The following is a 25199-nucleotide window of genomic DNA, read 5'->3' as shown; positions in this document are numbered from 1 at the left end:
CATTATTTCACAAAAATAAAAAGCCATGCAAAAAAAACAGAAATCGTCAACACAATTTCTGTTTTTATTTCATTATTTTAATTTCACACGCTGTAATCTCAGTGCATTTAATACAACCGATACAGAACTAAATGCCATTGCCGCACCTGCTACCCATGGTGCTAATAATCCAAGTGCCGCAATTGGAATACCTAATGTATTATAGCCAAATGCCCAAAATAAATTTTGTTTGATGTTTGTCATTGTTTTTTTACTCATCAAGATGGCATCTGCAATACTATTTAGATCCCCGCGAATTAATGTAATATCGGCCGCTTCCATTGCAATATCTGTTCCTGTACCAATCGCCATACCAATCGTTGCCGTTGCAAGGGCCGGCGCGTCATTGATACCATCGCCTACCATCGCTACTTTTTTGCCTTGCTGTTGTAATTTTTCAATTTCATTTGCTTTGCCTTCTGGTAAAATACCTGCAATTACTTGCTTAATACCAACCTCACCCGCAATCGCTTGTGCAGTTGCTTCATTATCACCTGTCATCATAATCACATCAAGACCCATTTGATGTAATCGCGCTACTGCTTCTTTTGACGTATCTTTTATAGTATCTGCTACAGCAATTAAGCCAGCATATTCACCATCAATTGCCACAAGCATAGCCGTCTTCCCTTGCTTTTCAAACGCTTGCTTTTGCGAAAGTGCGAATGATACATCAATGCCGTACTGCTCCATTAATTTAACTGTCCCAACAACCGTCGCTTTCGCATTAATTGTTGATTGCACACCGTATCCTGGTACCGCTTCAAAATATTGCGGCTCATATAACGAGATGCCGCGCTCCTTCACACCATTCACAATGGCTTGTGCTAAAGGATGCTCTGACTTTCGTTCGGCACTTGCCACATATGCTAAAAATTCTGCTTCAGGTAATGTTGTCACCACATCTGTTAAAACTGGCTCCCCATTTGTGACAGTACCCGTTTTATCAACGACGACCGTATCAATCGCTCCCGTTTGCTCGAGATATTCGCCACCTTTGAATAAAATACCATATTCAGCAGCACGTCCAGAACCAGCCATAATCGATGTTGGTGTTGCTAGACCGAGTGCACATGGACAAGCAATAACAAGTACCGCAATTAATACTTCTAATGCTTGCACAAAATCACCTGGCTGTACAAAGAAATACCATACGATAAAGGTGATAATCGCAATGCCGACAACAATCGGTACAAAAATACCTGAAATTTTATCAGCTAGACGTTGGATTGGTGCTTTTGTACCTTGTGCATCTTCAACGACTTTAATAATTTGTGCGAGTGCTGTATCACGTCCAACTTTCGTTGCGGTCATTTTAATCGCACCATTTTTATTAATTGTGGCGCCAAATAACTCGTCGCCCTGTGTTTTATCAACTGGCATACTTTCACCTGTTAACATCGATTCATCAATCGTTGTATGTCCCTCGAGCACCTGCCCATCTACAGGAATTTTTTCACCTGGTCGCACGATAATTGTATCGCCAACAACAACTTCTTCTAATGGAATCTCAAGTTCTTCGCCTTGTCGGACAACAATCGCTGTTTTCGCTTGTAGTCCCATCAATTTTTTGATTGCTTCAGATGAGCGACCTTTTGCCTTTGCTTCAAATAATTTACCAAGCAGAATTAATGTAATTAATACTGCACTCGTTTCAAAATACAAATGCGGCATATGATTTCCATGCATCGTTAACACCTCATAAACACTATAGAAATATGCAGCAGATGTCCCAAGTACAACTAAGACATCCATATTCGCACTACCATTTCGAAGTGCTTTATATGCCCCTACATAAAATTGATAGCCTATCGCAAATTGAACAATGGTTGCTAACGCAAATTGAAACCACGGATTCATAAATAAATCAGGTACGTACATCCATTGTGTAAAGGAGAAATGCCCTACCATCGTCCAAAGAAGTGGTAATGATAGTATTGCTGCCGCGATAAATTTCCATTGTTGCTTTTTAATTGCTTGCTCTCGGTAATCAACAGCTGCCTCATCTTGGTGTTTATGCGCACCGTAACCAATTTTTTCAACGCGCGCAATAATATCTGCAGTAGACACTTTACTTGGATTAAACTCTACCGTTGCCCGTTCAAGTGCCAAATTGGCATTTGCTACTGATATACCATCCATTTTATTTAGTACCTTTTCGATACGTGCCGAGCAAGCTGCACATGTCATGCCGGTAATATCAAACTCTTGTTTTTCTTTAACAACACCATAGCCAAGCGCTTCAATTTTCTTTTCAAAATCTTCTTCTGTTATTTTCTCTGGATCATAATGGACGGTTGAACGTTCAATCGCTAGATTTACATTTGCATCTTCCACACCATCTAATTTTTTTAAACCTTTTTCAATCCGCGTAGCACAGGCTGCACACGTCATACCTGATATTTGAAGATTACTTTCTTTTAGTTGTTGTGTCATTTCTTCCACCTTCCTCATACCTATAAGGGGTATATAATTTTGAAAATAAAAAGGAGAGGACATTCCACTCTCCTATCTTATTTAAACAACATCATAACCTTGGTCGTCGATTGTTTCTTTAATTGTATCTAATGTAACGGTTGCTGAATCAAATGCGATAGCTACTTGACCCGCTTCTAAATTAACGTTTACTGAATCTACACCGTTTAATTCCCCTACGCTACTTTCTACTGCTTTCACGCAATGTCCACATGACATACCTTGTACATTTAATGTTACATTTTCCATTTGAATTGCCTCCTATTTTCGCATTAATTTTTGGAATGTTACGAGTAACTCATCCAATACTTCGTCATCGCCTTCATTTAAGCGATCAACCACACAACCTTTTAAATGACCTTCGAGTAAAATTTTAGCCACACTGTTTAAAGCTGATTGGGTTGCTGCAAGTTGTGTTATTACATCATCACAATACGTATCTTCTTCAATCATGCGTTTGATTCCTCTGATTTGACCTTCCGCACGATTCAAGCGGACCGTTAAATCTTTTTTTACTTTTTCCGGATGGTGGCTTTTTCGACATGATATCATTTCAGGTTCCATGCGCCTCATCCTCCTTCTGTTATTTACACCTTCAGTCTACCATACCTAAAGGGGGTATGTAAATTATTAAGATTTTATAATTTTTCAATCAATATATCTATACCTTATATAGGTATATTAAAAAATATTATAATTTATCTATAAAAAATAATATAAATGCTAAAAAAACAATTTTTTATAACTTTATATTTTTATAATTATTACTTTATATACCCCTGTATAGTATTTATAAATTCACCGGTAATCCAGATACATACAATTTTTTAGCATCCTTGTTTTTACTTAATGCTCGAATTACTCCCTCATTTGGCTCTGCATAAACTGTTTTATCATCCCATTCACCAAGCGCTGAATTCACAGTAAAAGCCAACTGCTCACGTTTAAGTGAAAACTGTGCATCAACACCTTGTTTATTCCCCCGTGCATCAACTCGTATCCAGCGATTTTCTAAATAAATTGCATTTAGGCCATGTAAACAATAGCCCTGCTCCGGTGTTTCAAATAGCAGTAATTTTTGATAGCAAAAGCCTGTGGGTATTCCTTGCGAACGTAGTATCGCTGCTAGTAAATGTGATTTTGCATAGCAAAAGCCTTTCTTATAAATGAAAACATCTGATGCGCAGCAAGTGACACGATTCGATTGAATATCCCATGTATGCGCAATGCTATCACGTACATATACAAAGGCCTTCTGTGCTTTTTGAACATCACTATCCTCTTGATGAAATAACTGTGCTACAAGTTGCTGAATTACAGGTGCATCATAATCAATAATGGCTGTTGCCTCTAAAAATTCTTTCATTTCACTTCCCCCTTTTTGTCAGTATAGCGTATTGACAAACATTGGTTTATCTCTTATGATTAAAAACGTTCTACAAAATAGTTAATCTTGTTAACTACTTTTTTATGAGGTGACAATATGCATATGTTTCAGACGCTCTATCATGAGCTTGTTTTAACGAACCGCACATTTGAGGCACAATTAAATGCTATTTTACAACAACAAGGCATTCATCGCTCAGATTGGTCCGTTCTTTATTATTTAATTCTGGATGATCAATTAACATCCGTCGAAATCGCTAAATTATTAGGGATTGAAAAACCAAATGTGACACGTATTATGAAAAACTTAGTGTCGATAGGCTATGCACGTGTTGAGCCTTCTCATGAAGATAAGCGCAAAAAGCGATTACTCATCACAGATGAAGGGCGCAAGATGTATGCTGAAGTTCGTACATATGTCGACCGATTTGAAATGGAATCAATGACAGGTATTGATGCTGAACAGCAACAAATGTTTATTGAGACATTAAATCAAATTCAACAAAATTTAATAAAGAGAGCCGGGGATAAATAGTGAGTCATACAAAAGACAAGCTATGGACGAAGGATTTTATTATCGTTTCACTAATGAATTTCATCGTCATTTTAATTTTCTATTTACTAATGGTGACCATTGCATCATTCGCTAAAAATGAATATGATGCCACCACAAGTCAAGCAGGTCTTGCTACAGGAATTTATATTGTCGGGACATTAGTCGGCCGTTTGTTTGCAGGACGCGTCATTAACAATGTCGGTGCACGAAAAATTATGATGATTGGCTTAGCAGCATTTATTATCACTACAGCACTTTATTTCGTTCATAGTGGTGGTATTACGATGCTTCTTATTTTCCGTTTAGTAAACGGCGTTGCCGCGGGTGTTGCCTCTACTGCCACAAGCACAATCATTGCACAAATTATTCCTTCTGCACGTAAAGCGGAGGGCATTGGCTACTTTAGTATGAGTACAACACTTGGTACAGCTATCGGTCCTTTTTTAGGCATTATGCTTGGGCGCCTTGTGTCCTATAATACGATTTTCTTATTCTGCGTTATTTTAGCAGCTCTTGCTTTTATTATTGGTTTAACAGTTCGTGTACAAAAAGCATCGGTATTACAATCAGCTGCTGATGCACCTAAAGTGAAATTCAGTTTAAAACAATATATTGAACCTAATGCGATTCCAATTGCCATTATTACGTTTTTAATGTCGCTTGGATACGCCGCCATTTTATCCTTTATTAGTTTCTTTGCAGAAGAGCGTGACTTAGTAGCAGCGGCAAGTTTCTTCTTCTTAGTTTATGCTGTAGCTATTTTAGTTACACGTCCATTTAGCGGTCGCCTGATGGACACCAAAGGCTCAAATGCTATTATGGTTCCTTGCTTCATTTTATTTGCAGCAGGACTTGCCATTCTTAGTGTGACACATTCTGGATTTCTATTATTATTAGCCGCCGTTATTATTGGGGCTGGTTATGGTAACTTACAGTCTGGTGCACAGGCGATTGCACTTAAAGTAACACCAGGTGCACGCGCTGGACTTGCAACTTCAACATTCTTTATCGCACTCGATGCCGGCCTTGGCTTTGGACCATACATTCTTGGTTTTGTCGAACCAATCGTTGGCTTTGGTACATTGTATATTGGCTTAGCAGTATTAATTCTCGTTACACTTGTGCTGTATATGTTGCTGCATGGTCGCAAAGATAAAGAATTAATAGCACAAGCACATTAACTAAACATATCAAAATAAAAAGAGGCTGGGACATACGTATAAAAACAACCTCTCCTATGAGCATAAGAAAAACCGGAATCGCGCGGTGGCGCGGTTCCGGTTTTTCGTTGCGAACGCTAAAAAAGAAAATAACGTGTTTTGTCCCAACCTCTTTTTCATATTATCTATCTTTATTAAAATTCTACTATATCTTGTAAGGGATTGACGATCTAAGTATATTTTATAAAGTCATCGGGTAATAAGATTAGATAATCTATTTTAATGAGGTGAGCGCATATGTTAGACAAAGTAAAAATTATTCAAGCTCCTATGTCTGGGGTTACAACACCAAATTTTGTTGCTGCTTCATGTGAGGCAGGGGCTTTAGGTTTTATTGCCGGAGGATATGCTACAAAATCCGAGTTAAAACTAGCTATTCAAGAGATACGTATGAAAACAGTCAAACCTTTTGGCGTTAATTTATTTGTACAAAATCCCCCTTTATTATCTAAAGAAGTATTCACAAATGCCTGCGAAGCTTTGCAACCTGATTATACTAAACTAAATCTTACTGCTTCCCCTAATTTACATTTTGAAAATCACTTCAATGAACAAATTCAAGCTGTCATAGAAGAAGATGTGAAAATTATTTCCTTTACTTTTGGTCTGCCAAATCAAACTATCATTGATAAATTAAAAAAACAGCATGTATTTTTAATTGGTACGGCTACAACCAAAAATGAAGCGCTAGCCATTGCGCAAGCTGGCTTTGATGCGATTGTTTTACAAGGTAGTGAAGCAGGTGGGCATAGAGGTACTTTCCAAATGCCTTTTGATTATGTTCCTCTACATCAACTTATCAGAGAAACACGGCCATTAGTAACACTTCCACTCATTGCTGCTGGCGGCTTAATGACAGCAACTCAAATTCAAGAAGTATTAAACATCGGTGCAGATACCGTACAAATAGGAACTGCACTACTTGTTGCTAAAGAATGTGAAATTCCAATCGCTTATAAACAAGCCATTTTGAATTCCACAGAGCATAGCACAACATTTATTACAGCGTATACAGGAAAACCAGCGCGTGGGCTACCTACCGCATTCACAAATCGTATAGCAGAAAACTGTATTGCACCTTACCCTTATCAATATTTACTAACGCGAGACATTTTAAAAGCAAATCAGACATTGAAAAATCATGATTATTTTTTTTATTTAATGGGTGAGCATAGCCATCAAGCAAGAGAAGGTAGCATCCAAGAAATTATGTCTTCTCTACAAATTTTATAGTAGCCACATCTCTATTGCCCGTAAACAGCTGGGACATTAGGGATGTTCTTTTTATTATACAGTCCTATTTCTATTTTGATAAAAATACCATAGCAAGTATACATACCGTATAACAATTCTTTTACTAACATTAAAAATCATTATTTTTTTATGAATTTACACTTAAAAAACCGTGATAATCATTGGTCTATTCTCGTCTCCATAACTCGTATACTGTATTAAAACTATGATGGAGGCGAAGTAGATGCAACAAACAATCGAAAAAATAACAACTACTAAAACAATGTGGCATATATTACCCTATATTTTACTGCTGTATATTATTTCATATCTCGACCGTGTTAATTTAGGATTTGCGGCGCTTGAAATGAACTACAAGGAGAAATTGTCGAACTATATGAACCACTTGATGGCTTTGCAATTGGTGACAAGGTTATCGTTCGTTCAAGTGGTGGTGGCTATGCTACGCATATAGCAGCTAATAATAAAAATGTCTTTAAAATCCCTGAAGATATGCCACTGGACTTCGCAGGAAGCTTTTCAGCTACAGCCTCAACTGCTTATTGGGGCTTACATGGTGGTTTTTATCCACTAAAAGATGGCGATACAATTGCTATTGTTGGTGCCTCTGGTAGCGTTGGTAGCTTCTTAGTTCAACTTGCACAAGAATGGGATGTTAAGATCATTGCTGTAGCTAGTAAAAAAAATGAAGCACGCTTAAAAGAGCTTGGTGCGGATATGTTCGTCGATTATCGTGACCCTGAAGCTATTGAGCAACATGGAAAAACGGCAGATTTCGTATTAGATGCTTCATTATTTAACGCTGGTGAGCATGCTGCATTAATATTAGCGAAAGAAAATGCGACCTATGTTGGCATGACGACTTTACCAGACAATTCATACCGCCCAGATGTAAAACGTGTTTTCCTATCACGTACACCAGCGATGACAAATGATATTGTCATTCCTTATTTATTTGATTTCTATGAAAAACATGGTTTAGCTGACCAAATTGCATACACACTTCCATTTACAGTTGATGGTGTAAAAGAGGCACATCGCTTACTTGAAGGTACACGTAATAGTGGGAAAATAATTTTTAAAGTTTAAACTTGCATATGTTTACTCAACCATCTTTTTCCGGTATACAACTGGAGAAAGGTGGTTTCTTTATTAATGTTCATGCTTTTTAAGCCAAATACTTTCTATTCCTATTAAAAAACACTTTCAAAGCATTTATCTCCTTGAAAGTGTCTCAATTTTTTAAGATATTTTAGTAAAAACATGCTTTTTATTACAGTGCTTGTTTATTAAGCTCCTTTTTATATTGCCAATAATTAAAGCCTAATACAAGAAGTGACATAGGGATGGCGTATAGTTGTACGACAAAAAACTTCCACGACCATATTGAATATCCTTGAATTGTTAGTAGTGCTAGCCCTATGACACAAATTAAAGCATACATCAAAATCGAAGCAAGCCATCCTTTCATTGCAAAACCTTCCTTCTATTGTCGTTCACGCAGTGCTTGCTTTAAAATTTTACCAGATGCATTGCGCGGTAAAATATCAATGCGCTCATAACGGCGAGGCACTTTATAGGTTGCTAAAAATTCATTCGCAAAATTTCCTAATGTTTCGCCGTCAATGCCTTCATTACTTACATAATAGGCTTTCACAATCTCACCAAATTCAGGATGTGGCACACCTATGACAGCTGTTTCATGAACACCATCAATACGATTTAATAATTCCTCCGTTTCGCGAGGATAAACAATTTGTCCACCTGTAATAATAATGTCTTTCGTACGATCAACGAGCCATATAAAACCATTCTCATCGCCCTTCGCTAGGTCACCCGTACGCACCCACCCTTGTTGCAATACTGCTTGTGTCTCTAATGGATTATCAATATACCCTTGCATCACACCTTCACCAGCAACCCAAATTTCACCAATCTCATCCGTAGCCGCTTCTTCCCCAAGATTATTTACAATGCGCATTTCTGTACCAAACATCGCCCGCTTCCCAATACTTCCAGCTCCTTTATCATGCTCTTCAGGTAATAGAATGGAACCACTAGGTCCTGTTTCTGTCAAACCATATACACAAACTAACCGTTGTGTGCCAAGTGCCTCTGAAACGAGCTCCACTTCTGCTTTTGACATCGGTGCTCCGCCATACGCCCACCAAATCATCGTCGAAATATCTGTATAGCTTAGTTGCTCAGAACGGGCTAAGACATGATAGGTCAGCGGTGTCCCAAAGAAATGAGTTGTCCGCTCATGCTGGATCATTTCAAGCATCGAATCATTTGAATACTCTAGTGCTGTTACAACCGTAGCACCAACTAGTATTGCGCCAAGGAAAAACATATGCAGCGGTGCCGAGTGACTCATTGATAATAAAACAAGTACCTTACTCTCAGGCTTTAACTCAAATTCAATTGCTGCCATATTAGCAACAGATAAAATATTACGATAGTTAAAAAGCACACCCTTTGGTTCACTTGTTGTACCAGATGTGTACATAATTGCTGCTAAATCATCTTCTTTTAGCGATAGTTCAAACGGTGTTTTTTCTTTATGATGAGACATTAAATAACGCATACTCAAAAAATTCCCTGCCTCATCTCCTGTTTTTAAACAAATGACATTATTAATCTCTCCCACAATTGGGTATAGTACATCATGAACGATAAGAGCTTTTGCTTTACTATGCGCCAAAATATGCTCGATTTCATATTTCGTTGAATGGGCACTGACTGGTATGACAATACCTCCAACGCGTTGAATCGCAAAATAACTTATCGCAAATTCAATTGAATTTGGCATTAACAGGACAACAGGATCACGATAGCGGATTTCTAATTCATGTAAACTATGTGCTAAATTTTCTACATAGCCGTTTAATTCGGCATACGTGAGGCGATGCTCCTCGCAGACAATCGCTTCTCGCGTCGCAAATTTTCTCGCATTTCGTGCTAAAAGTTCCGAAGTATTCACAAATATCCTCTCCTTTTAAGCCGGTATGCTATTATTTACCCGAATATTCTATTAGTTATTCGATGTATTTCTCTGTATAATGAAGCCAATAAGGGGGTTGTTTAGAATGACTATTCGTTTAGCTACGGTAGGCGATGCACCTGAAATGCTCGCGCTACACCGAAAAATATTAGAAGAGCCATATTATTTTGTCACACGATTAGAGGAATTTAATCGTTCACTTGAGCAACAAATTTTGTGGATTGAAGATAAACAAACAAATGAACGAGAAGTTATTTTTGTCGCAGAAGAAAATGAAAAAGTGGTCGGCTGGTTGTATTTCCAATCACCACGCCGCGTACTACTCCAACATACCGGCACCTTTTTTATGATGGTTGATGAAGACTATCGCCAACAAGGAATCGGTTCAAAACTATTAAAGCAATTACTCAAATGGGCAAGAGAAAATCCATTAATTGAAAAAGTTTCACTTAGTGTATTTTCAATCAATGAACCAGCTATTGAACTGTATAAAAAAGCTGGCTTTGTCGTAGAAGGTCGTAAAGTAAAAGAGTTCAAAATTGACGATGATCAGTATATTGATGATATTTTGATGTATAAATTTGTCTAAAAAAAGGAGGCCTCGCTTGAAGCGAGAAACCTCCTTTTTTATTTCTTCTTATTTCCATTATGTTTGCCATTATCTTTAGGTGTTGTAAATGTCCATAATGGGGAGCGTGTTGTGCCTTCAAATTCATCCCGTACAACCGCATACCAACTGTAAGTAGACTTCATTTCTAACTTATCCCATAAAACATTTGCTGTTTCACCACTTTTAACATCATCTACATGCCCAATTGAGTCATTCGTATACACTTCTACAGATATTGCATCTGTTGATACTTCTTTTTCTTTCGGTGCAATGTCTGCATCTATCACAAATTCATCTTTTGCTGGATATTCTGTTGGGTCATAGAAATTATATTTATCTAAATAAGGTGAGTATGTTTTCATTTGAATTTGATTATTAATAGGATTCATCTGCATAAGGCGCATATATCCTTGTCCACCTTCTGGACCACCTTGATAATCTGCAAGCATTTGATGCACCCGTCTATCGGGTTTTCCATCTCCATCATCGTCTATGGCATCTGTTAACGTTTCTGCATCATGATAATGTCCTGATAATACAGCTAGTACATTTTTATTTGGTTTAACAACCTCTTCAAAAATATCATTTCCAATAGGACTACGCTGTCCAGATACAAGTAAGTATTCGTGGAAGTTTAAAATTGCCTTACGCTCTGGATATTTTGCGAGTATTTTATTCATCCAAGCGATATCTTCCTGTGTGATGCCCCATCCCATATACAGCATGATAAAATCCTGTCCCTTTTCGCTAATTAAATCATAATGCCCTCGATTATCTTTGTAGGATTCACCGTAAGACGCATTATCTTCAAATCGAGCAGCACCGAAATATCGACTATATTCACTATAATCCTCATCTTTATGATTTACATCATGATTCCCTGCTAATACACCATATGGCATATCCGCATCATCTAACGTGTTCATAAATTTATCTGCATTTAACCATTGATAAGGTTCATAAGATTTATCAACTAAATCACCTGTGTGAAACACATAACGTATATTCATAGCTTGACGATTATTCACAATCCATTTCGTCATCGTATCAAAAATTTGTGGATAGCTTTGAGAATAATACTGTGTATCACTCATCCACACAAAGGAATAATCAAATTGATTCGTTGATGCGATTTCATCCTGTACCATTACTTCAAGTTGATGATTTCGAATATATTCGTTCCCTTTTACAGTTGCATTAAGAGGAAAATTTTTCTCGTCATTAGCAATCTTCCATTGTTTTATTTCCCATTTTGATGTTTCATAATTCCATACATAGATTGATACTTTTCGTCCCAGAAGTGATTTCCCTTCCCAGTGAATATCAATTGAATCTTCTGCAGTAATGTTTCTATCCAAATTTACACTAAACCGATGATATGGATACTTTTCTGTGCTTTTCGTTGTTATATATTGTCCATCCGCTTTCGCAAGGGCCTCTACATTTTCAATTGTTTTTTCCTGTGCTGTAGTGATTGTCTCAGGCGGTTCCTTATCTGCATTATGTTCAAACGCCTCTACTCCTTCGTCCGTTGGTTTATATACATAGCCTCGCTTAAAATCTACTCGTAATCTATCTTTTGTTGGATCTGCTACCTCTACACTTAATTTTGCAGATTTTCCTCGTAATTCATGTGATAAATTTTCAGGTGAAAATGGGTGTTCTTCTACTGTGTTAAAATTGATTTTCTTAGTAGCAACATTTCCTACAGCATCTGTCGCTTTAATAATTAATTGATGCTTTCCACTCTTTAATTTTGCAGAAGATGTATCGTATGGAAGCGTAATTTTTTCTCCATCTAATGTAGCTTCAGGAACTTCTGTACCAATATTAGCATCTTCTATTTCTGCATCAATCGTGATAAGCCCCTTGTATAGTTCACCTTCATTTAACGAAGTTGTAATGATAGGCGATGTATTATCTACAAGCACAGTGGCTTTTTCATTGTCTTTATTATTTTTTGCTTCGAATACATGTTCTCCATCTTTTACTGCTGTCGTATCTAAACGGTAAGCTTTCCCACTAAATTGACTTTTTGGAATAGTAAAGTTGAAATCAACATCTGGTTCCATCCCTGAACTATCTCCTACTTTTATTTCTCTTTTCGGATCTGTATACTTCTCATCACGTAAAATCTCACCATCGGGCATAACTAAACGAATATTTTTAACTGTATAATCATCTCGATTTTCACCTGCTTCGCCAAATGGCGATACTTTGTCCCCCGCATGAATTGAAATGGTTGTGGTCTCTCCAAGATTAAAATATGAGGGATCCACTGGTACAGTAATCGTTGCGTATTCATTGATAGTATCATCATAAATACGTAATACTTCTCTACCAATTGTCACTGCATTTTTAAAGTATAAATTTGTTTGATTGACATCTAACGCAAAATAAGCTTGATTCGGCAATACTCGTTCTACTTTAGTTGTTACATCTTGTCCGTCAAATGATAGCGTCGTTGGTTCATTGTCTTTTGAATGAAATGCTTTTAATAGTACTTCCTTTGATAGGAGCGATTGATTTTCAACATTTAATGATAGCCCTTCTTTTTCTTTTGGTAATTGATTTATAATTGTACGTGTAGAAGTTTGTATTGGATTAAACCCATCTGTTGCATCAATATAGTATTCTACTTTTTCTTTTTGAATTAAATCAACTGCATAAATTGTATGACTAAAATAACCATCTGCACCTCGTTTTAAATTTACAGAATGATAGTTACCATCATTCATCCGATAGTATAAACGTGCCGAGCGTAGTTGTCGCTCATCTTGTATATCAAATTTTAGCTGAATATCCTTCTGATCTGTTACTTCCGTCAATCCTGATATATCTTTTACAACCGGTGCTTTAGTATCTCCTGATAAATCGACTTTTTCAGTCGGAACTTGAAAATCACTTACTTTACCTGGATTTCCTTTCACTGTCTTTGCGCTATGCTTACGCATAACCAAACCTTCTTCTGGATATTGATACTGAATTCCCATATCCTTCGCAACATCATTTATCTCAGTTGGATCTTGTGTATTGTTTGTTAATTTTTCATTATAAGATGCAATAACAATATCTTCATTTGCATTTGTAGAGATTGTCAATTGACGGTATTCTGAATTCGTCATGCCAGAATGATACACGCGCACTAAATGATTCTCATCCACATTAGAGTCATAATTTTTGTTAAAGTCCGCAAGTTTTTTATGATTATTTTTCCCATTCATAATCCAGTAAATCATCGTTTCACCTGGAGCTAATGGTAAATTACGATTTTCATTCTCATCTCCCCAAAATAAATCAGCTTTTGGCCCCTTTGTTGGATAACGATAATGAATTTTATAATCTTTTAAATCAATTGTTTGGTTTGAATTATTGTACACCTCAATAAATTCATAACCATCTGAACCGTCTACATTTGTTGAGTCAGGTACAACTTCTGTCAATAATAGCGGTGGTAAGTGTTTTGATTCGTATTTGGGTAATTCCACCGTAACATCTTGTGGTACCGTTTCCTCTATGATTTCACCATCTGTTGCTGAAATCATATATGTAAAATTTTCCTGCAATTCATATGGGGCTAGACTTGTATGATACTGCCCTTCCTTTAATTGCATCGGCTTTTCACTCCACGCTTCTGCTCCCTTCTGCGCTTTATATAATAGAGTCATTTTTTGAAGTGGAACATCTCCTTTAAAATCAGCTGTAATTGACAACTCTTTTTTAGCATCCGCAGTTGAAATTGCTTGATGTTTAATCATTAAATTTTTATTTATTTTAGCTTCTGACGCCGTTGCCACTCCGTAGATAGGTGAATAAGGTACGATTGTTGTAGCAAGTAATGTTGCGACAACTACGTTAGACATCCATGTTCTTTTCACATTAAAACACTCCTCTTATACTCAATTGCACTCTAGTATAAAGTTTATTCTTTAATACTTTATTCATTTTTTGTAAATTTTTATTAAAAAATCCATTTTAGAGCACAAAAATAGGAATCATATTATTTATGATTCCCACTTTCTATTTTTCACTATGAACTTGCAGCTGCTGCTTCAGATGCTTTGACACAATCAATCGCAACAACTAATGAAATTAAAATCGTTTCAAATGCTTCATCGTTAATGGTTATTTCATACTGGTCGCCCCAACTCAACCACTTTTTATGCACATCTCCAATTAACTGGCCGTCGTGGTAGACAGAAAAATCCATGTCCCACCAATCACCGCGCATTTCGATTGCAGCATCTTCAATGGTATAACGACCTTTAAAAAAAGATAGTTCTTTTTTAATTGTTAAAATTTCACGTCCATCAACTTCTACAAAAAACTTCGGTAAAAAGCTAAATACTTTTTTCGTAATATGCGCTACTTCATTACGCTGTTTATCCAAAATCGTAAATGTTTTAGGTATTTGCATAAAGCTCCCTTCAACAAAGTATTGGTCCTGTTGTCCCGAATCAGTTACTGAAAACTTACCACTTAAGCTAAATATTTTTTGTTTCATATAGAGTTGTTTCATAATATAAACGCCTCCTTTTCTACACTATAGCATTATTTCCAAATTTTCAGGCATAATAGCGTCAACAAGCCAAATATCTTCATTTCCAAAATAGAATGGCTCCTTCACTTGCTGTGTATCAATACGAAATAATACAGGAGTTGCTGTACGACGTTCGGCTACAAGACGTGCCGTTTTAATATTTGTTGATAGATGCACATATTGACGTGACATAGGCTTAAGACCTTGTTGTACAATCTGTTCCGCTGCCTCTGGTGTTGTGCCATGATACAAATAACGCGGTGGTATAGCAATTTCTTTTCTAATTTTCCCCTTAAATGAGTGCCCATAATACGCACGAATTCGTCCATCTTTTATTTCGTGTCGCTGTTTAGTGGCCTGTTTCATCATATTCTCAATATCTTGAATCGTTACAAAACGCCATTTATCCATTTGATGCAATGCTGCTACTAATTGTTCCAGTGACACCCATCCCCCATCATCTAGAACTAAGTTATATTTTTCTGGCATATGTCTAAGGACGCGCGATAATTCCCGACTCAATTTTTCATAAAAACGAGCTCCACTCATTTATATCCCCCCTCACTATTCACTTAAAATAGGGTGTATAATTTCTCCTACTTGAATTAAATCTTTCCGTTCAACATGAAAGCGTATAAATTTACAATGATTCTTCATGTGAAAATCTTCTATGTAATAGATATCTCCCTTAAAATTAACAATTTCACAAAAATGTTGTGTACCTATTGAAACATAACGATTAAAACGATACGTTTCTCCATCAGCTGTTACTTTTCCTGATAAAAATAATTTACAACAATATGTCTCTCCAATCTCCATAAAACGAAAGTTACGAAAACTCAATAGCATTGTATGATCAAAACAAATTTCTTCTGTACATGTTTTTAAGTTTTTCAAAATAATTTTTCGAATGGAGATACCTTCTTCAATAAACTCGATTTTAAACAAACTATCATTCCTTTTTCACTCAAAATTACTTATCCAAACATCCCTATATTATTCATTTTATGTTATTTGTTTGTAAATTAGAATAAGTAATTAGGAGCAGGTTATAGTACTAAATAACTTTTTCAATATAGGAATATATTAATAATAAGCCTTTTTATTTAAAAACTTATACTCTCTATTGACAACACTATATTCCCTGTTCCTTTATTCATAATCGTAATTTTTATTTCATATTTTCACCTTTATATTACGGTCTATTTAATTTAGAAATCTAGCATACAAAAAAGCGGAACCGCGTCACAGCACGATTCCGGTTTTTCTTATGCTCAAAGGAGCGGTTGTTGTTACTCGTATGTCAAAGCCTCTTCTTAGGTTAATGACTCATAAAATTGCCCAAATAAATGTCACAACGACCCATGCAGCAAAGAAAATACCGCCTAGTATCATTAGCCATTTATAGCGCACATTATAATAAAATCGTAGTGCAAATCGAATACATTCAATTAAAAATAAAAATAATGCACCAAAGAAAATATATTTTGCGGTACTGACATCAATCACAACAGGTTCCTTTGAAATCGCAACCATTGCGATAAAAAGAGTTAAGCAGATGAGCGAGACAAATGTAATTGTCGCACGAATATGCAACCATGTAGTATTTTCTTTCATAAAAACTTCCTACTTTCTGCTATAGACTATACTAAATTACGCGTAACAAAGTCTTCTAGCACCTTATAATCGGTCACATGTGCATTGCATTTTTCAGGGTCATCACAAATATAATTACTATAAGATGTGTACCGATCTTCATTTCCTTTTACTGTTGCCGTAAATAAATGAACTGGTCCATGCTGATTACAAATTGCACAAATGCCTTTCGTATAATATTGTGGCTGCGATATACCACGCAACGCTATAAATGTGCCATCTTTTTCAATGACAATATATTGGCGATGTGTGCCTTGGTCTGCCCAAGATAAGTAACTAATACCGTGCCAATCAATTGTTTCAAGTTTCGGCAATTTTAATTTTTTATCTTTACGAAATAGTTTTTGCAGTCCTTTTTCAGAAATTGCTTTAAATGGAATCGTATAAATTTTTAAGCTCTCAATAAAAAGCTCAGCATCCGTACGATCAGAAATTTGGGTAACAGCACGCAAAATTTCTTCTGTCGCTACAGGGAGTTTTTCTTTTAGTTCAGCAACTGCAATACCTTTTACTGCACTTAGTATTTCCGGGTCTTTTGATAACGATTTCGAGTTTAAAATTTTATTTACTTGTTGCTCAATCAAGCGTACATTAGCTACTGTTAAAATTGGATTTATCATCATTATTCCTCCGTTTGTCTAGGCAATTGGTTTATGGTCCAAAGCCGAACGGAATTGGACCGCATTAGCCCACTTGAGAGCAGGCATGTATTGTACAAGCCATGTCAGATCCCTCCTACACTTTCATTAGCCTCATTATAGCACAAAAAAGAGTGGCCAAAGCCACCCTCCATTAGTCATTTGTCCAGTCATCATCGCTCATAAATGACTCGGCTAAACTTTGTTTTTCTCGTACAAACTCATGAATGGTCCGTAAAAACATATCCATGAGGCGTGGACCTAATATATCATTAAACCACAAGTAGATTTCATAATCATCGGTGCCATATGGCGTCGCATTAATAAAAAACGTTGTATCACGCTCCTTATTATGTACGATGTCGATATCAAACTGTGTAATTTCAAAATGCTCCGCTCGGATACCTAAACTCGTTAAATCAATTTCAACTTCTGTCGACCACGTATCGTACTTGTCCCCGGTTTCTCGGTTCATCAAGCAAACTTCCGTATTCTCTAGTAAATGTTGTAATGAATAATATTCCATATGACTACCTCCAATTCATTTGATATTGTTTTCATTATACATGATGGAAATTTTTTTACATAATAGAACACTTCAATATGTCTCTAGTCTTGTCTTTAGAGCTCTTTCCTTTATTTTCTTTCATATAATAATTCTTCACAGCAAAACTATTACTAGCTTTTATTTTTTATTCGCTTACTAAGTCCTAAGAGATTTTAAAGGAATACAAAGAAGACAAAAACGGACATTCATATTACAATGCCCGTTTTTTGTGTTTCTTCTATTATATTATATAGTCAATTTTCTAAACTTAGATTATTGCATCCATTCTTTTGACGTATATCTTTAATTAGCTATTAAACGTAACAAGAATTATATTATTTTAATAATGTTGTTAAGTTTGCCATTTCAATTGCAGATATTGCCGCATCATATCCCTTATTACCAGCTTTTGTGCCCGAACGTTCAATTGCTTGTTCAATCGATTCTGTTGTCACAATACCAAAAATAACGGGTATACCAGTTTGTAATCCAACTTGCGCAATACCTTTTGCTGCTTCATTACATACATAATCATAATGTGTTGTAGAGCCACGAATAACCGTACCTAAGCCAATTACTGCATCATACTCGCCTTTTTCTGCTAATTTTTTTGCAATAAACGGCACTTCAAATGCTCCTGGCACCCATACCGCGTCAATATCTTTATCTTCAACACCATGACGTAAAAGCCCGTCCATTGCCCCATCAACTAATTTTGAATTAATAAATTCGTTGAAACGACCAACAACGATTCCGATTTTTAATCCTGTACCTACTAATTGTGCTTCGATTGTTTTACCCATGTGTAACCAGCTCCTTTTGTTGTTTTACATATTCGACTAATTGCTCAATAGAAATTAATGGACAGTTCATCATTCTTGAAATGCGTTCAAGCTCTGGCAGGCGTGCCATATGACCATCTGCACTCATGATTTCACAAATAATGCCGGCTTCCTTCACACCTGCAAGCTTCGCTAATTCAACGGCTGCTTCAGTATGACCGCGGCGTTCTAACACTCCACCATCTTTTGCAATGAGCGGAAAAATATGGCCAGGACGACGGAAATCTGTTGGCTCATCACTACTAATCATTTTTTCAATTGTTAGCGCACGTTCAAATGCACTAATCCCTGTTTCGGTTTCTTTATAATCAATACTTACTGTAAAAGCAGTACCATGATTGTCTGTATTATTCGTAACCATTGGTGTAAGTTTTAGTTTTTGAGCAATCGATGTCGAAATTGGCGTACAAATCAAGCCTTTACCGTATGTAGCCATCGCATTGATTGTATCTGGAGTCACATAGTCTGCCAATGCAACAAAATCGCCTTCATTTTCACGATCCTCATCATCAACAACAATAATCATGTTACCTTTTAGTAATTGTTCAAGTGCCTCATCAATTGTATGTAGCATGTCGTTCCCTCCTAATAGCCATGATGCGCTAAAAAATCGCGTGTTAATGGCTTCTGTTTAGCTGTCAGTTTTTCGACGTATTTTGCAATTACATCATTTTCAACATTAACAATAGCACCTTCTCGCTTTTTGCTAAAAATCGTTTCCGCATAGGTGTGAGGAATAAGTGATACCGTAATTCCGTTTTCACGAACATCAAAAACCGTTAGACTTGTACCATCGATTGTAATCGAGCCCTTTGGAATACAGTAATGTGTCAGTTCAGCATCCATTCGTAAATCAATATAAACGGCATTTGATACTGTACGTTTCTTCGCAATGGTTGCGGTACCATCAACATGACCCGAGACAATATGACCACCAAATCGACCATTTGCCTGCATGGCACGTTCTAAGTTAACACCATCACCCGATGCTAGCTTTGCAAGACTTGTTGCATGAAAGGTTTCCGGCATGACATCTGCTGTAAAGGCTATTGATGTAAAAGCTGTCACCGTTAGACATACACCATTGACTGCAATACTATCGCCAATATGCACATCCTCTAACACTATCTTTGCCGAAATCGTTAATACTAATGCTTGTTGCTGTCTAGAAACTTTTTGCACGGTCCCAACTTCTTCGATAATTCCTGTAAACATCGCTCATTCTCCTTTCTAAACCAAATAAATTGGTTTTATCGGATAAATGAATAGAGGGGTACTACGAACAAACTTTTGGGCATTTAAAAAAGGAACCTCACGTAATAGCGGGGTTCCTTGATTTATGCGTCGACAAACAAGCGTACAATTGTACACTTTTTCTGCGCATTCTTCTCTCATCCAGACTATACTGTCGGCCCTGGAGTTTCACCAGATCCTGCTCGAAAGCTCGCGGGCTATAACCGCCGATTGGGAATTGCACCCTACCCCGAAGAATTGCTATGTAGTTTTAAAATTAAAAAATCCCGTCTGGTATTCTAACCAAGCGGGGTTTACATTTTACGATGCTCAAATAAACCATAGTGAAACGCTGCTGCGCACCATCGTCATACATCGATTCCTTCTCTCATCCAGACTATACTGTCGGCTCCGGAATTTCACCGAATCCTGCTCGAAAGCTCGCGGGCTATAACCGCCGATTGGGAATTGCACCCTACCCCGAAGGAAGTTATTCATTTATGGGATTGATTGTAGCACTAATTTTTTCATTTGACTACTAAAAATAAAAATTCAGAAAATTAAGGTCTTATTTTCAGTGTTAAAAACTTGCTTTTACCCTTTATTTTTTAAATCATTTTGACCTATAAAACAACATATTTTATTTTTGTGAAATACATTTTTTTATTATTTAAATCGCATTTAATTAGCCTTAAGAATCATTTTTAATAAATAAAAATAGGATTAAATTTTTATTAAAATGGGATTTTTAGGTTAAAAAGACTATATAGTTAGGAGGCATTTTTATGACATTAAAAAAATATTTAAATATTGGTTTAATTAGAACTATTATTTTAGCTCTTATTTTAGCTATTTTTGGTAGTATCTTTGTAAAAAATAATATAGAAATGCGAAACACATCACTTAATAAAGCAGAAATTGAAGTGCTCGAAACATCGCTAGAATCTGAAAATGAATACTTATCTTCTCAAATACGCTTATATGTGTAAACAGGAAATAAACAATTTAACGATAAGTATGAAAAAGCCCTAGAAGCAAATTTATTTGGTAAAGTTGAAAAAGAACTTAGTAAATTAAATGTACCTACTACAATTACTTCTCAGCTGACAACCATCCAATAAAAATCAAATGAATTAGCGGATATTGAAATTCAAGCTTCTGATTTTCACACGAAAGGTGATCAAAAACAAGCTTCTACATTATTATTTTCAAATGAATACGAGCAAAAATTCACAGAAATCGAAGGTTTATTTAAAACCTTTGAAAGTGACTTGGATAGGTTTATTCAAGAAAAATCTTCAAAGGCTGAAACAACCGCTTTCACTAGCTTAATGATTATGGGTATATTTATTATATATATTCTCTTTATTTTAGGAACATTCATCCTGCTTAGAAATAAAATGAAACCATTATTTAAAATGACAAATCAAGCACAGAAAGTAACTGAGGGTGACCTAACAGTCGAAGATTTAGCCATTAATGACAAGTCAAAAGACGAGATTACGATTTTAGCAAAGGCCTTCAATTTAATGACACAAAGTTTACGAAATGTGCTAACTACTGTCTCTAAAATAAGTAATGAAGTAGCAGCCGCTTCAGAAGAACTATTAGCGAATGCAGAACAAACAAATATCCAACAAAGTGGCACCTCTTTATCGAATGTTACAGCAAGCATTCAGCAAGTAGCGGCAGCAGCGGAAAATGTTTCTACTATATCAACAGATGCACATAAGCAGGCTAAATCTGATCAAAAAGATGTTCAAAATACGGTTTTATATATGCAAGAAATCGAAAAATCAGTAGATGATATGCTTGTATCTATTAAATCCTTGAGTGAGCATTCTACAAATATTGAAACATTCGTTTCAGCCATTACAGATATATCTGATCAAACAAATCTACTTGCACTTAACGCAGCGATTGAGGCAGCACGTGCAGGTGAAGTAGGTAAAGGGTTTGCAGTAGTAGCGGATGAAGTTAGACAATTAGCGGAACAATCGAATGAATCTGCAAATAAAATTACTTTAATTATTGATGCGCTTCAAAAGGAAATGCGCGAAACAGCAACACAAATGGAAAAAGTAACGACACAAGTAAAAAATGGTGTACAAACGGTCAATTTAACGGGTAAGACATTTAATGACATTCAACAAGCAACTTCTATTGTGGCGGAACAAATTAAAAGTGTGGCCTCTATTACAAATCAAATGACAAGCAGCGCCACGCAAACCAATGCCACATCTGAGCAATTGGAAATCACAGCCGTGGAATCTGCAACAAATGCTCAGGGCTCTGTAGCACTCGTTGAGGAACAATATGCATCAATGGAAGAAATCACAGCCGCCGCAAATATGCTGACGCAGCTAGCAAATAATTTAAACGAAGAAAATTCAAAATTCAACGTATAAATAATAAAAAAATAGAACATCAGAAAAAGGCATCGCGCGTTGGCGCGATGCCTTTATTTGTTCCAAACTGTAAGACAAGTTCTATCCTCTTGGCATTTTTAGCTTTCTGGAATACTTTTCTCTAGTTCTGCGGGAATTGGCGCAACAACTTGCTTCTTTTTTGGTACGACAATTACAAAAGCAACTAACGTCACAATTACAACCGCTAAACAAGTATACAGTAAGTAGCTAAATCCTTGGCTTAAATTTTCAGTTTGCACGAACATGCCTAGTAAAGACGTTGCTAGTAAGGCACCCATACTAACCGCTAATTGCATAACACTCATCGCTACACTAATTTCTTTTGTAGGTAAATTCATTTGAATACCTGTATGGAAAATAGAAATTAATACCCCACTTGAACTCCCCCACACAAGAAAAATAGCGGTGATTATAATCGTTGGTGCTGATACTGTAAAGAATGTTAATACAAAAATCATACTTGCAAAAATACACATTGCCACAATCGCAACAAGCTTAAAATCCTTCAATTTTGCTACAATAAAACCGCTTATTGCTGCGAAAATAAACGATGTAATGCCTCTTTCTGTCATAAAAATACCGGTTTCTGTCGGTGAGAAACCATGAATATTTTGTAAAAACAGTGGTAAGAAATAAATCATTCCTGTTGCCGCAAACATGCATGCCATACTCGCTAAGATACAAATTGTAAAAATACGATGCTTAAATAAGCGTAATGGAATTAATGGATCTGCACTTTTCTTTTGACGAATAATAAATGCAACTAAACTAACTGCTAATACAACAAGTAGTACAGGCGTAACGGTTGGACTTCCAAAAGATGTTAAGCCCACCAATGATAAAATAGAAACGGATAGAATACTTGCTCCTAGATAATCCATCTTGGCACGTTCTACTTTCGGAATATTTGGCATTAATTTCAAAATAATAATTAAGCCAATAAGGCCTACCGGTGCGATTGAATAAAATACCCAATGCCATGAGAAGTATTGTACAAAAATTCCACCTACTGTAGGCGCAATAATAGCTGTCAGTGCATTTAATGATCCATAGAAGCCTAAAAATTTCGCACGATTTTCGATGTCAAAAATATCGCTAATGACAATTAATGCGACAACAGCCGTCGTGGCACCACCGATTCCTTGAATACCTCTAAAAATCATCAGATGATAGACGTTTGAAACGAGTAGTGGTGTAATCACTTCCGATACTAAAATAATTAAAATACCAATAATTAAAATTTGACGTCGTCCATAAATATCACTCAATTTACCAACAAAGGGTGTAACAATTGCAGATACAGCAAGATTAACCGTGAAAATAAGCGCATAAAACTCCGCTCCGCCAATGTCTGTAATAATGCTAGGCAGAGCAATTGAAAACTCCATAGACACCATGAGTCCTAATTCCATACATAAGAAAATTCCAGCGACAAGCAGAGCTTTTTGTTTATAGGACATCGATTCAACTGTACGATTTGTTTTAAACATCGACTTCACCTCGAAATAAAATTTTCAACAAAAAAAGACTTCCATTAGCAAATGTTCTATACATTAACAAATGCTTCAAGAAGTCCCATTCCAAATAGTAACCAACTATCTTTTAAGAAATCAGTAAATTTTCATGTTCTTTGGCTTTAGTTGCTGCATCCCAACCAAGTGCCGAAATGGCTTGGTCATAGTACTGCGCTTGTGTACCTAAGTAATTTTCGTAGAAACGTGAACGCTTCACAAATAAGTGGCAATCAATTTCTTCAGTGAAGCCGATACCACCATGAATTTGAATATTATGCGCGGCAATTTCAACAAAGGCTTGCGTCGCAAAAATACGTGCACTACAAATAGCTTCTACACGATCCTCCGATGTTGTTTCAAGTGCCCAGTTTGCATAATAAGAGAGTGAACGTGCTGTTTCAAGTGACAGCTTCATATCTGCTAGACGATGCTTAATGGCTTGGTAGCGCCCAATTGCTTGCCCAAACTGTTCACGAATACATGCATATTCACTCGCCACTTCAATAATTTTTTCCATCGCACCGACGCAAACGGATGATACAGCCGCATTATACGATAACAAACCTTCTTGAAGGATTCCCCAACCATCTCCAAGTGGTCCGATTAACGCACTAATTGGCACCGTCACATTATCAAAATAAATACTTGATAGCTGACGTGTTTCATCAAAGCCTTTTTGCGCTGTGATTGTAAGGCCTGGCGTCTCCTTATCTACCACAATAATACTCACTTCACCGTTAACACGTACCGGTACAATAAGGTACTGTGCAAATGCCACATCGGCTACTTGCGTCTTCATACCATTTAGCGTAAATTGTTCTTGCTCAAGTATAGCTTCTAATTGAATGCCTTTTTCTGTATAACTTCTACTAGGCTCTAGCCAGGCAATGGTGAACGCTTTTTCACCACTTGCGACTTCTGATAAATACTGTTGCTTTTGCTCCGTTGTCGCAAACTGATTAATAATTGGCACAGCAAAGGCACTTGTCTCTAAAAAGACACCTGGCATTAATGTGCGGCCAAACTCTTCCATAATTGGCACAAGATCAAGTTTACCTAAACCCATGCCATCATAATCATCTGGAATATTTACCATCATACAGCCAAGCTCATTAACACCTGTAATTGCTTGCTTCACTGCTTCGACATTTCCTGCAATATAATCGCGCGCTACTTTCGTTTGCTCTTGGTCATTAAGATATTTACGTACAAATTTTCGAAATAACTCTTGATCTTCGTTTAATGAAAAATCCATC

The 25199-nt window shown here is 36.5% G+C and carries 26 protein-coding genes and 2 riboswitches; of the genes, 8 read left to right on the top strand and 18 right to left on the bottom strand.

Annotated features, from left to right (window positions below; genetic code table 11):
• Positions 1-72: 72 nt before the first annotated feature.
• From QI30_RS16710 to QI30_RS16695, 4 genes are all read right to left on the bottom strand, one after another.
• The gene (locus QI30_RS16710; protein ID WP_126991718.1) at positions 73-2475 is read right to left on the bottom strand and encodes a heavy metal translocating P-type ATPase; all 2403 of its coding nucleotides are present in this window, start codon (positions 2473-2475) and stop codon (positions 73-75) included.
• Positions 2476-2556: 81 nt separating this feature from the next.
• The gene (gene copZ / locus QI30_RS16705) at positions 2557-2763 is read right to left on the bottom strand and encodes a copper chaperone CopZ (protein ID WP_126991717.1); all 207 of its coding nucleotides are present in this window, start codon (positions 2761-2763) and stop codon (positions 2557-2559) included.
• A gap of 12 nt (positions 2764-2775) precedes the next feature.
• Positions 2776-3078, bottom strand: coding sequence for a metal-sensitive transcriptional regulator (locus tag QI30_RS16700; protein ID WP_126991716.1), 303 nt, complete (start codon positions 3076-3078; stop codon positions 2776-2778).
• A gap of 226 nt (positions 3079-3304) precedes the next feature.
• Complete coding sequence (locus tag QI30_RS16695) at positions 3305-3880, bottom strand: transglutaminase-like domain-containing protein (protein ID WP_126991715.1); 576 nt, start codon at positions 3878-3880, stop codon at positions 3305-3307.
• A 117-nt stretch (positions 3881-3997) separates the two neighbouring features.
• Between QI30_RS16695 and QI30_RS16690 the strand changes: the two genes are divergently transcribed.
• The 5 genes from QI30_RS16690 to QI30_RS16670 all read left to right on the top strand — a co-directional run bounded on the left by QI30_RS16690 (position 3998) and on the right by QI30_RS16670 (position 8019).
• Positions 3998-4435, top strand: a complete 438-nt coding sequence (locus tag QI30_RS16690; protein ID WP_126991714.1) for a MarR family winged helix-turn-helix transcriptional regulator — start codon at positions 3998-4000, stop codon at positions 4433-4435.
• Positions 4435-5637, top strand: coding sequence for an MFS transporter (locus tag QI30_RS16685; protein WP_126991713.1), 1203 nt, complete (start codon positions 4435-4437; stop codon positions 5635-5637). The genes QI30_RS16690 and QI30_RS16685 overlap by 1 nt, the downstream gene beginning before the upstream one ends.
• A 276-nt stretch (positions 5638-5913) precedes the next feature.
• Complete coding sequence (locus QI30_RS16680) at positions 5914-6909, top strand: NAD(P)H-dependent flavin oxidoreductase (protein ID WP_126991712.1); 996 nt, start codon at positions 5914-5916, stop codon at positions 6907-6909.
• A gap of 244 nt (positions 6910-7153) precedes the next feature.
• Positions 7154-7384: a hypothetical protein gene (locus QI30_RS21010; RefSeq protein WP_233600622.1), complete on the top strand. Its 231-nt coding sequence runs from the start codon at positions 7154-7156 to the stop codon at positions 7382-7384.
• A 38-nt stretch (positions 7385-7422) separates the two neighbouring features.
• Positions 7423-8019 carry a zinc-binding dehydrogenase gene (locus QI30_RS16670; RefSeq protein WP_126991711.1) on the top strand — a complete coding sequence of 199 codons (597 nt, stop codon included), beginning with the start codon at positions 7423-7425 and terminating at the stop codon, positions 8017-8019.
• Positions 8020-8203: 184 nt separating this feature from the next.
• Here the strand turns inward: QI30_RS16670 and QI30_RS16665 are convergent, their stop codons facing one another.
• On the bottom strand, positions 8204-8401 hold the full coding sequence (locus QI30_RS16665) for a DUF4017 family protein (protein ID WP_126991710.1): 198 nt from the start codon (positions 8399-8401) through the stop codon (positions 8204-8206).
• A gap of 15 nt (positions 8402-8416) precedes the next feature.
• Complete coding sequence (locus QI30_RS16660; RefSeq protein WP_126991709.1) at positions 8417-9913, bottom strand: class I adenylate-forming enzyme family protein; 1497 nt, start codon at positions 9911-9913, stop codon at positions 8417-8419.
• Between the two features lie 106 nt (positions 9914-10019).
• Between QI30_RS16660 and QI30_RS16655 the strand changes: the two genes are divergently transcribed.
• On the top strand, positions 10020-10523 hold the full coding sequence (locus QI30_RS16655; protein ID WP_126991708.1) for a GNAT family N-acetyltransferase: 504 nt from the start codon (positions 10020-10022) through the stop codon (positions 10521-10523).
• A gap of 38 nt (positions 10524-10561) precedes the next feature.
• Here the strand turns inward: QI30_RS16655 and QI30_RS16650 are convergent, their stop codons facing one another.
• From QI30_RS16650 to ribE, 10 genes are all read right to left on the bottom strand, one after another.
• Positions 10562-14422, bottom strand: coding sequence for a metallophosphoesterase (locus QI30_RS16650; protein ID WP_126991707.1), 3861 nt, complete (start codon positions 14420-14422; stop codon positions 10562-10564).
• A 152-nt stretch (positions 14423-14574) separates the two neighbouring features.
• Complete coding sequence (locus QI30_RS16645; RefSeq protein WP_126991706.1) at positions 14575-15063, bottom strand: LURP-one-related/scramblase family protein; 489 nt, start codon at positions 15061-15063, stop codon at positions 14575-14577.
• 24 nt (positions 15064-15087) lie between these two features.
• Positions 15088-15633, bottom strand: a complete 546-nt coding sequence (locus QI30_RS16640) for an RNA 2'-phosphotransferase (protein WP_126991705.1) — start codon at positions 15631-15633, stop codon at positions 15088-15090.
• A gap of 15 nt (positions 15634-15648) precedes the next feature.
• Positions 15649-16032, bottom strand: coding sequence for a hypothetical protein (locus QI30_RS16635; RefSeq protein WP_126991704.1), 384 nt, complete (start codon positions 16030-16032; stop codon positions 15649-15651).
• 381 nt (positions 16033-16413) lie between these two features.
• Entirely contained in the window at positions 16414-16701 is a 288-nt protein-coding gene (locus tag QI30_RS16630; protein ID WP_126991703.1) for a hypothetical protein, read from the bottom strand.
• 26 nt (positions 16702-16727) lie between these two features.
• Positions 16728-17360 (bottom strand): FusB/FusC family EF-G-binding protein, encoded by a 633-nt coding sequence (locus tag QI30_RS16625; protein ID WP_126991702.1) that lies wholly within the window; start codon positions 17358-17360, stop codon positions 16728-16730.
• Between the two features lie 172 nt (positions 17361-17532).
• Positions 17533-17904: a hypothetical protein gene (locus QI30_RS16620; protein ID WP_126991701.1), complete on the bottom strand. Its 372-nt coding sequence runs from the start codon at positions 17902-17904 to the stop codon at positions 17533-17535.
• Between the two features lie 356 nt (positions 17905-18260).
• Positions 18261-18728 carry a 6,7-dimethyl-8-ribityllumazine synthase gene (ribH, locus tag QI30_RS16615; protein ID WP_126991700.1) on the bottom strand — a complete coding sequence of 156 codons (468 nt, stop codon included), beginning with the start codon at positions 18726-18728 and terminating at the stop codon, positions 18261-18263.
• On the bottom strand, positions 18721-19341 hold the full coding sequence (gene ribB / locus QI30_RS16610) for a 3,4-dihydroxy-2-butanone-4-phosphate synthase (RefSeq protein ID WP_126991699.1): 621 nt from the start codon (positions 19339-19341) through the stop codon (positions 18721-18723). The genes ribH and ribB overlap by 8 nt, the downstream gene beginning before the upstream one ends.
• An 11-nt stretch (positions 19342-19352) precedes the next feature.
• A complete protein-coding gene (ribE, locus tag QI30_RS16605) occupies positions 19353-19982 on the bottom strand; it encodes a riboflavin synthase (protein ID WP_126991698.1) in 630 nt (209 codons plus the stop codon).
• A 164-nt stretch (positions 19983-20146) separates the two neighbouring features.
• A riboswitch (FMN riboswitch) is annotated at positions 20147-20262 on the bottom strand.
• A gap of 114 nt (positions 20263-20376) precedes the next feature.
• Positions 20377-20492: riboswitch (FMN riboswitch) on the bottom strand.
• A gap of 293 nt (positions 20493-20785) precedes the next feature.
• Here ribE and QI30_RS16600 point away from each other — a divergent pair.
• A complete protein-coding gene (locus tag QI30_RS16600; RefSeq protein ID WP_126991697.1) occupies positions 20786-20989 on the top strand; it encodes a hypothetical protein in 204 nt (67 codons plus the stop codon).
• 342 nt (positions 20990-21331) lie between these two features.
• A complete protein-coding gene (locus QI30_RS16595) occupies positions 21332-22408 on the top strand; it encodes a methyl-accepting chemotaxis protein (RefSeq protein ID WP_370323633.1) in 1077 nt (358 codons plus the stop codon).
• Positions 22409-22506: 98 nt separating this feature from the next.
• Here QI30_RS16595 and QI30_RS16590 read toward each other — a convergent pair whose 3' ends face one another.
• Together QI30_RS16590 and QI30_RS16585 are read right to left on the bottom strand one after the other, a co-directional pair.
• Positions 22507-23919 carry an MFS transporter gene (locus QI30_RS16590; RefSeq protein WP_126991695.1) on the bottom strand — a complete coding sequence of 471 codons (1413 nt, stop codon included), beginning with the start codon at positions 23917-23919 and terminating at the stop codon, positions 22507-22509.
• A gap of 112 nt (positions 23920-24031) precedes the next feature.
• A complete protein-coding gene (locus QI30_RS16585; protein ID WP_126991694.1) occupies positions 24032-25198 on the bottom strand; it encodes an acyl-CoA dehydrogenase family protein in 1167 nt (388 codons plus the stop codon).
• Position 25199: the final 1 nt, after the last annotated feature.

The sequence above is a fragment of the Candidatus Kurthia intestinigallinarum genome (genome assembly GCF_003991225.1).
In the GTDB taxonomy this organism is placed as follows: Bacteria; Bacillota; Bacilli; order Bacillales_A; family Planococcaceae; genus Kurthia; species Kurthia populi.
Note: the sequence above shows the minus strand (reverse complement) of the source record. Positions and strands in the feature narration are given on the sequence as shown.

Bases quoted from the DNA above. Each gene is read 5' to 3' on its own strand.
- QI30_RS16710 (WP_126991718.1), bottom strand. From the start codon at position 2,475: ATGACACAACAACTAAAAGAAAGTAATCTTCAAATATCAGGTATGACG.
- copZ (WP_126991717.1), bottom strand. From the start codon at position 2,763: ATGGAAAATGTAACATTAAATGTACAAGGTATGTCATGTGGACATTGC.
- QI30_RS16700 (WP_126991716.1), bottom strand. From the start codon at position 3,078: ATGGAACCTGAAATGATATCATGTCGAAAAAGCCACCATCCGGAAAAA.
- QI30_RS16695 (WP_126991715.1), bottom strand. From the start codon at position 3,880: ATGAAAGAATTTTTAGAGGCAACAGCCATTATTGATTATGATGCACCT.
- QI30_RS16690 (WP_126991714.1), top strand. From the start codon at position 3,998: ATGCATATGTTTCAGACGCTCTATCATGAGCTTGTTTTAACGAACCGC.
- QI30_RS16680 (WP_126991712.1), top strand. From the start codon at position 5,914: ATGTTAGACAAAGTAAAAATTATTCAAGCTCCTATGTCTGGGGTTACA.
- QI30_RS21010 (WP_233600622.1), top strand. From the start codon at position 7,154: ATGCAACAAACAATCGAAAAAATAACAACTACTAAAACAATGTGGCAT.
- QI30_RS16670 (WP_126991711.1), top strand. From the start codon at position 7,423: ATGCCACTGGACTTCGCAGGAAGCTTTTCAGCTACAGCCTCAACTGCT.
- QI30_RS16665 (WP_126991710.1), bottom strand. From the start codon at position 8,401: ATGAAAGGATGGCTTGCTTCGATTTTGATGTATGCTTTAATTTGTGTC.
- QI30_RS16655 (WP_126991708.1), top strand. From the start codon at position 10,020: ATGACTATTCGTTTAGCTACGGTAGGCGATGCACCTGAAATGCTCGCG.
- QI30_RS16645 (WP_126991706.1), bottom strand. From the start codon at position 15,063: ATGAAACAACTCTATATGAAACAAAAAATATTTAGCTTAAGTGGTAAG.
- QI30_RS16640 (WP_126991705.1), bottom strand. From the start codon at position 15,633: ATGAGTGGAGCTCGTTTTTATGAAAAATTGAGTCGGGAATTATCGCGC.
- QI30_RS16630 (WP_126991703.1), bottom strand. From the start codon at position 16,701: ATGAAAGAAAATACTACATGGTTGCATATTCGTGCGACAATTACATTT.
- QI30_RS16625 (WP_126991702.1), bottom strand. From the start codon at position 17,360: ATGATAAATCCAATTTTAACAGTAGCTAATGTACGCTTGATTGAGCAA.
- QI30_RS16620 (WP_126991701.1), bottom strand. From the start codon at position 17,904: ATGGAATATTATTCATTACAACATTTACTAGAGAATACGGAAGTTTGC.
- ribH (WP_126991700.1), bottom strand. From the start codon at position 18,728: ATGGGTAAAACAATCGAAGCACAATTAGTAGGTACAGGATTAAAAATC.
- ribB (WP_126991699.1), bottom strand. From the start codon at position 19,341: ATGCTACATACAATTGATGAGGCACTTGAACAATTACTAAAAGGTAAC.
- ribE (WP_126991698.1), bottom strand. From the start codon at position 19,982: ATGTTTACAGGAATTATCGAAGAAGTTGGGACCGTGCAAAAAGTTTCT.
- QI30_RS16600 (WP_126991697.1), top strand. From the start codon at position 20,786: ATGACATTAAAAAAATATTTAAATATTGGTTTAATTAGAACTATTATT.
- QI30_RS16595 (WP_370323633.1), top strand. From the start codon at position 21,332: ATGATTATGGGTATATTTATTATATATATTCTCTTTATTTTAGGAACA.
- QI30_RS16590 (WP_126991695.1), bottom strand. From the start codon at position 23,919: ATGTTTAAAACAAATCGTACAGTTGAATCGATGTCCTATAAACAAAAA.
- QI30_RS16585 (WP_126991694.1), bottom strand. From the start codon at position 25,198: ATGGATTTTTCATTAAACGAAGATCAAGAGTTATTTCGAAAATTTGTA.